The following is a 6,497-nucleotide window of genomic DNA, read 5'->3' as shown; positions in this document are numbered from 1 at the left end:
ACGCTCGAGGTGCTCCTGCCCGCGTTCTCGGGCATGGTCGCGACGCTGACCTTCGACACCGGGCGCATGGCCTCGCTCGCGCCGCAGGGCTTCTCGCTCGCGACCGACGTCGCCGAGTGGCTCGTGCTGGGCGTACGCGTCGGGAAACGCCGAGCGCTGCACGGTCTGCGCCGCGACGGTGACCTCCATGCCCTCGTAGCCCTCGACGGTCTCGAGCACGTCGTAGAAGGCGTTCGTGGAGTACACCGGGTCCATGATCTGCTCGACCGACCCCCAGCCCTGCGACGGGCGCTGCTGGAACAGCCCGACCGAGTCCCGGTCGCCGTAGTCGATGTTGACGAGCCGCGACTCCTGCAGGGCGGTGGCGATCCCGATCGTCGCGGCGCGCGCGGGCAGCCCGCGCCGCAGCGCGGTCGCCGTGACGAGCGCGGCGTTGTCCGCCTGCGTGACCGACAGGTACCACGAGCGGTCGTCGGCGGTGGCGGCGCACCGCTCCGCGACGGGGGTGCCGTCGTCGAGCCGGTTGAGGGCCACGACGACGGCGCCCGCCCCGACCGCGGTCACCGTCAGGAGCGTGACCGCGGCGCGCAGCGGTCGGCGCCGCCGACGGGTGGCGCGCACGGTCCGTGCCCGCGCGCTGCGATGAGGGGCCATGGGGTCCGCCGCGACGTCCCGCTCAGTTGGCGTGCAGCGCCGCGTTGAGCTCGACGCCCGCTCCGGTGCGGGAGACGGCCTCGACCCCGCCCGTGACCGAGTTGCGGCGGAAGAGCAGGCCGGAGCGGCCCGCGAGCTCGCGCGCCTTGACGACGAGCGGCTCGCCCGCCGCGTCGTGCTGCCCGACGACGGTGACCTTGGTGCCCGCGGTGACGTACAGGCCGGACTCGACGACGCAGTCGTCGCCGAGCGGGATGCCGAGGCCGGCGTTGGCGCCGAGGAGCGACCGCTGGCCGACGGAGATGACCTCGCGCCCGCCGCCCGAGAGCGTCCCCATGATGGAGGCGCCGCCCCCGATGTCCGAGCCGTCGCCCACGACGACGCCCGCCGAGATGCGGCCCTCGACCATCGACGTCCCGAGCGTGCCGGCGTTGAAGTTCACGAACCCCTCGTGCATGACGGTCGTCCCCGCGGCGAGGTGCGCCCCGAGCCGCACGCGGTCGGCGTCGGCGATGCGCACGCCCGCCGGGACGACGTAGTCGACCATGCGCGGGAACTTGTCCACGCCGTAGACGGTGACGGGCTGTCCCGTGGCGCGCAGGCGCAGGCGCGTCTCCTCGAAGCCGTCGGCCGCGCACGGGCCGTGGCTCGTCCACACGACGTTGGGCAGGACGCCGAAGATCCCGTCGAGCGCGAGGCCGTGCGGGGCGACGAGCCGGTGCGACAGCAGGTGCAGGCGCAGGTAGGCGTCCGCGGTGTCGGCCGGCGCGGCGTCGAGGTCGATCTCGGTGCGCACGACGCGCACGTCGACGCGGCGCACCTCGTCGCGGTCCGCCAGCGCCTCCAGGGACGCCGGCACGGCGGCGTCGGCGGGCGCGGCGCCGAGCGCCGGCGCGGGGTACCAGACGTCGAGCACGGTGCCGTCGTCGGCGACCGTCGCGAGGCCGAAGCCCCACGCCGGGCGCGCCGCGGAGGACGTCTCGGTGGCCGTCGAGGAGGCGGTCGCAGGCGTCTCAGAAGTCATGCCGTCCAGCCTATCGGCGCCGGTAGGGTGCTGGTGTGACGTCCCCCACCGACGGCCCCACCGACCGCTCCGCCGACGCCCCCGCGACCGGGACCTCGCCCGAGACCCCGCCCGGGACCTCGCCCGGGACCCCGCCCGGGACCTCGCCCGTCCTCGACCTCACGGGCGACCTGCTGACGCTTCTGCGCGCCGTGTGCGACGTCCCGTCGGTGAGCGGCGACGAGCGCGTGCTCGCTGACGCGATCGAGACCGCGCTGCGCGCGTGCGCGCACCTCGAGGTCACGCGCGACGGCGACGCGGTCGTCGCCCGTACCACGCTGGGGCGCGACCGCCGGGTCGTCGTCGCCGGCCACATCGACACGGTGCCCCTCACGGACCCGCCCAACCTGCCCACGCGCGTCGTCGGCGAAGGACCGGACGCGGAGGTCTGGGGACGCGGCACGGTCGACATGAAGGGCGGCGTCGCGGTGCAGCTCGCGCTCGCGGCGGAGCTCGACGACCCGGCGCAGGACGTCACGTGGATCTTCTACGACCACGAGGAGGTCGCGTCCGAGCTCAACGGCCTCGGACGTCTCGCCCGCCACCGTCCCGACCTGCTCGCCGGCGACTTCGCGGTCCTCGGCGAGCCGACGTCGGCCGGTCTCGAGGGCGGGTGCAACGGGACGCTGCGCGTCGACGTGCGCGTCCCGGGCGTCGCGGCCCACTCCGCGCGCGCGTGGACCGGCTCGAACGCGATCCACGCGGCGCACGAGGTCCTCGACCGGCTCGCGGCCTACGTGCCGCGCGAGGTCGACGTCGACGGGCTCGTCTACCGCGAGGGCATGAACGCCGTCGGGATCCGCGGGGGCGTCGCGGGCAACGTCGTGCCGGACGAGTGCGTCGTCACCGTCAACTACCGCTTCGCGCCGTCGCGCTCCGTCGAGGACGCGACCCGGCACGTCGCGGAGCTGTTCGACGGCTTCGAGGTCGTCGTCACGGACGCCGCCCCGGGCGCGCGCCCCGGGCTGGACGACCCGCTCGCCGCCGACTTCGCCGCGAGCGTCCTCGCCGTCACGGGCGGCGCACCCGCCCCCAAGTACGGGTGGACCGACGTCGCGCGCTTCGCCGAGCTCGGCGTGCCCGCCGTGAACTTCGGTCCGGGGGACCCGCTGCTGGCGCACAAGGACGACGAGCGCTGCCCCGTCGACCAGCTCGACCTGTGCCGACGCGCGCTGCGTGCGTGGCTCGTCGGCGGCACCGCGGCTTAGGCTCGACCGCATGAGCGACACCACCCGCGACGACGGCATCGACATCGACGAGGACGGCTCCGACGAGGGCATGCCGGAGAGCGGGTCCGGCTACCGCAAAGGGCCGGTCCTCCTGCGCGGGAGCCAGATCCCGCGCCAGACGACGGACCAGCGCCTGCTGGACTCGGGCCAGAGCGCGGACTGGGTGCACAGCGACCCGTGGCGCGTCATGCGGATCCAGAGCGAGTTCGTGGAGGGCTTCGGCGCGCTCGCCGAGCTCGGCCCGGCCGTGTCCGTCTTCGGGTCGGCCCGCACGCGCCCGGACCACCCGGACTACGCGCTCGCGGAGGAGGTCGGGCGGCTGCTCGTCGCCGAGGGGTACGCCGTCATCACGGGCGGCGGGCCGGGCATCATGGAGGCCGCCAACAAGGGCGCCGCCGAGGCGGGCGGCACGTCGGTCGGGCTCGGCATCGAGCTGCCGTTCGAGCAGGGCATGAACCCCTGGGTCAACCTCGGCGTGAACTTCCGGTACTTCTTCGCCCGCAAGACGATGTTCGTCAAGTACGCGCAGGGCTTCGTCGTCCTGCCCGGCGGCTTCGGCACGTTCGACGAGCTCTTCGAGGCGCTCACGCTCGTGCAGACGCACAAGATCACCGAGTTCCCGCTCGCGCTCGTCGGCTCCGACTACTGGGGCGGTCTGCTCGAGTGGGCGCGCACGGCCGTCGTGGACCGCGGCATGATCAGCCCCGCCGACCTCGACCTCGTCCACCTGTGCGACGACCCGGCCGAGGCCGTGGCCTACGTCAGCGAGCGCGGGGCGCAGCTGCGCGCCGAGGAGCTCGAGGCCACCGCCGAGATGGAGGCCGGCCAGCGCCGCGCCGCCGGAGCGCGCTGACGACGGTGCGCGTCGACCTGCCGCCGCTCGACCTCCCGCCGCGCGGCACGACGCTCGTCCTGCGCGGCCGGGAGATCGAGCGCCCGGCGGTCATGGCGATCGTCAACCGCACCGACGACTCGTTCTGGGCCGGCGCGCGCCAGCTCGACGACGGCGCCGCGCTGGACGCGGTCGCGCGCGCCGCCGAGGAGGGTGCGGAGATCGTCGACGTGGGCGGCGTCCGGGCCGGGACCGGCCCGGAGGTCACCGTCGCCGAGGAGGTGCGCCGCGTCGTGCCGTTCGTCGCGCGCGTGCGCGCCGACTTCCCGGACCTCCTGGTCAGCGTCGACACGTGGCGCTCGGAGGTCGCGCGCGAGGCGGTCGCGGCGGGTGCCGACCTCCTCAACGACACGTGGGCGGGCCACGACCCGCACCTCGTCGAGGTCGCGGGGGAGCACGGCGTCGGGGTCGTGTGCTCGCACACCGGCGGCGCGACGCCGCGCACCGACCCGTTCCGCGTCGCCTACCCGGCGCGGCCGGGGGCGGCCGACCCGCGCGACGGGGTCGTCCAGGACGTCGTGGCGACCCTGCGCGCCGCCGCGGAGCGCGCGGTCGCGTGCGGCGTCCCGCGCGCGTCCGTCCTCGTGGACCCCACCCACGACTTCGGCAAGAACACCTGGCACTCGCTGCACCTGCTGCGCCGCACGCAGGCGCTCGCCGGCCTCGGCTTCCCGCTGCTCATGGCGCTCTCGCGCAAGGACTTCGTGGGGGAGACCCTGGGCCTGCCCGCCGACGAACGGCTCGAGGGCACGCTCGCGGCGACCGCCGTCGCGGCCTGGCTCGGCGCGCGCGTATTCCGCGCGCACGACGTCGCGGCGACGCGCCGCGTGCTCGACATGGTCGCGGCCGTCCGGGACGAGCAGCCGCCCGCCGCGGCGGTGCGAGGGCTCGCGTGAGCACGCCGACCGCCGACCGCGTCGCGACCACGGTCCCCGCGAGCCCGCGCCGCGCGCTGCGGCCCGCCACCTGGCCGTGGTGGGTGCAGGCCCTCGCGGTCTACGGCCTCGCGCGCGCCGTCAGCGCGGTCGTCCTCCTCGTCGTCGCCCGCACCCAGGAGGCCAACCCGTGGACGGGCGCGGCGCCGTCGTACCTCGAGTACGTCGGCCGCATGTGGGACGCCGGCTGGTACCGCGAGATCTACGACACCGGGTACCCCGACGTGCTCCCGGTCGGCGCGGACGGCGTCGTGCAGCAGAACCCGTGGGCCTTCTTCCCGCTCTTCCCGACCCTCGTGCGCGGCCTCGACGCGGTGACCGGCGCGGGCTGGGACGTCCTCGCGCCCGCGCTCGCCCTCGCGTGCGGCGCCGGCGCCGTGGTCGTGGTGCACCGGCTCGTCGCGACGGCCGGCGCCGCGGCGGTCGAGCGGCGCCCGGGGCTGCCGCTCGTGACCGTGCTCCTGGTCAGCGTGTTCCCGTCGAGCCCGGTGCTCCAGGTCGCGTACACCGAGTCGCTCGCGCTGCTGCTCGTCGCCGGGTCGCTCCTGCTCCTGGCGCGGCGGCGCTACGGCTGGGCGGCGCTCGCGGTCGTGCTGCTCGGGCTCACGCGGGCGGTCGCGCTGCCCATGGCGGCCGTCGTGGTGTGGCACGCCCTGGTGCGGTGGCGGCGCGGGGACCTGCGGGGGCCCGACGCCGTGCGCCTCTGCGGGCTGCTCGCCGTCGCGGTCGCGAGCGGGCTCCTGTGGCCGTGGCTGTGCCAGGTCGTCACCGGGGTGCCCCAGGCGTACTTCCGCACGCAGGAGGCGTGGCGGGGCGGCGCGGAGGTCGTGCCGTTCGTCCCGTGGGTCGACGTCGCGCGGTGGCTGTTCGACGGCGCCGGCCCGTGGCTGCTCGGGCTGCTCCTCGTCGCCGTGGCGGCGCTCGTCCTCAACCCGGTCGCGGCCCGCCTCGGCCCGGAGATGCACGCGTGGTCGGGCGCGTACCTCGCGTACCTCGTCGCGACCGTGCAGCCGGGCACCTCGCTCGTCCGATTCCTCCTGCTCGCCTTCCCGCTCGGCGCCGTGACGGCGGGGTGGACACGCTCGCGCGCCTGGCTCGCCGCCGTGACGCTCGCGTGCGTGGCGGGTCAGGCGTGGTGGGTGTGGGGGCTGTGGCGACTGGTCCCGCCGTCGGGCTGGCCCCCGTGATGCCCGAGATGTCGGTGCACGTGAACTAGACTGTGCGGCGGGCGTCGCCGGAGGTCGGCCGCGTCCCGGGTGTGCCTGAGGCCGCCCGGGCGTCGCGTCGGCCGTGGCGGGCGCCCAGCCCCGCGCACGCGGGGCGGACCGGGACGACGAAATGGAGAGCCACCAATGGCTGCGATGAAGCCGCGGACGGGTGACGGCCCGCTGGAGGTCACCAAGGAAGGGCGGGGCATCGTCATGCGCGTCCCGCTCGAGGGCGGGGGGCGGCTCGTCGTGGAGCTCAACGCGACCGAGGCCAGCGAGCTCGGCGACGCGCTCCAGGCCGTGGTGGGCTGATTGGTCGCTCGTGACCGCGGCGCGGCGACGTCCGCGGCTGCCGACGTCCCGCGCCCGCTGCCCGACGTGGCCGCGGCGCGGGGGACGGTGCGCGAGTCGCCGCTCCTGACGGACGACGACGTCGCGGCGCTCGTCGTCGCGGTCGCCCCCGCCCAAGAGGACGGCGACGGGGTGCAGCCCCGCGCCGGCACGGTCGACGCCGCC

At 76.0% G+C, this 6,497-nt stretch carries 6 protein-coding genes and 2 pseudogenes; 6 read left to right on the top strand and 2 right to left on the bottom strand.

Translation table 11 applies throughout. The features are described 5' to 3' along the window. Both JZ5iCDA_RS14475 and dapD read right to left on the bottom strand, forming a co-directional pair. Nucleotides 1-654, bottom strand: a pseudogene (locus JZ5iCDA_RS14475) (hypothetical protein); the annotation flags it as partial. Between the two features lie 22 nt (nt 655-676). Then, nucleotides 677-1,678 carry a 2,3,4,5-tetrahydropyridine-2,6-dicarboxylate N-succinyltransferase gene (gene dapD, locus JZ5iCDA_RS14470; RefSeq protein WP_069387796.1) on the bottom strand — a complete coding sequence of 334 codons (1,002 nt, stop codon included), beginning with the start codon at nt 1,676-1,678 and terminating at the stop codon, nt 677-679. A gap of 170 nt (nt 1,679-1,848) precedes the next feature. Between dapD and dapE the strand changes: the two genes are divergently transcribed. From dapE to JZ5iCDA_RS14440, 6 genes and pseudogenes are all read left to right on the top strand, one after another. Next, nucleotides 1,849-2,925, top strand: coding sequence for a succinyl-diaminopimelate desuccinylase (dapE, locus tag JZ5iCDA_RS14465; protein WP_069387799.1), 1,077 nt, complete (start codon nt 1,849-1,851; stop codon nt 2,923-2,925). Nucleotides 2,926-2,935: 10 nt separating this feature from the next. Further along, nucleotides 2,936-3,799: a TIGR00730 family Rossman fold protein gene (locus JZ5iCDA_RS14460; RefSeq protein WP_171905393.1), complete on the top strand. Its 864-nt coding sequence runs from the start codon at nt 2,936-2,938 to the stop codon at nt 3,797-3,799. Then, the gene (gene folP, locus JZ5iCDA_RS14455) at nt 3,796-4,734 is read left to right on the top strand and encodes a dihydropteroate synthase (RefSeq protein WP_069387798.1); all 939 of its coding nucleotides are present in this window, start codon (nt 3,796-3,798) and stop codon (nt 4,732-4,734) included. The genes JZ5iCDA_RS14460 and folP overlap by 4 nt, the downstream gene beginning before the upstream one ends. After that, on the top strand, nt 4,731-5,960 hold the full coding sequence (locus tag JZ5iCDA_RS14450; protein WP_069387795.1) for a hypothetical protein: 1,230 nt from the start codon (nt 4,731-4,733) through the stop codon (nt 5,958-5,960). The genes folP and JZ5iCDA_RS14450 overlap by 4 nt, the downstream gene beginning before the upstream one ends. A 165-nt stretch (nt 5,961-6,125) precedes the next feature. Beyond that, nucleotides 6,126-6,293: a DUF3117 domain-containing protein gene (locus JZ5iCDA_RS14445; RefSeq protein ID WP_069387794.1), complete on the top strand. Its 168-nt coding sequence runs from the start codon at nt 6,126-6,128 to the stop codon at nt 6,291-6,293. After that, a pseudogene (locus JZ5iCDA_RS14440) lies at nt 6,294-6,497 on the top strand (hypothetical protein); the annotation flags it as partial. It lies immediately after the preceding gene.

The organism is Cellulosimicrobium cellulans (assembly GCF_001722485.1).
GTDB lineage: Bacteria > Actinomycetota > Actinomycetes > Actinomycetales > Cellulomonadaceae > Cellulosimicrobium > Cellulosimicrobium cellulans_A.
This window is presented reverse-complemented; position numbering and strand designations above follow the sequence as displayed.

Bases quoted from the DNA above. Each gene is read 5' to 3' on its own strand.
- dapD (WP_069387796.1), bottom strand. From the start codon at position 1,678: ATGACTTCTGAGACGCCTGCGACCGCCTCCTCGACGGCCACCGAGACG.
- JZ5iCDA_RS14460 (WP_171905393.1), top strand. From the start codon at position 2,936: ATGAGCGACACCACCCGCGACGACGGCATCGACATCGACGAGGACGGC.
- JZ5iCDA_RS14445 (WP_069387794.1), top strand. From the start codon at position 6,126: ATGGCTGCGATGAAGCCGCGGACGGGTGACGGCCCGCTGGAGGTCACC.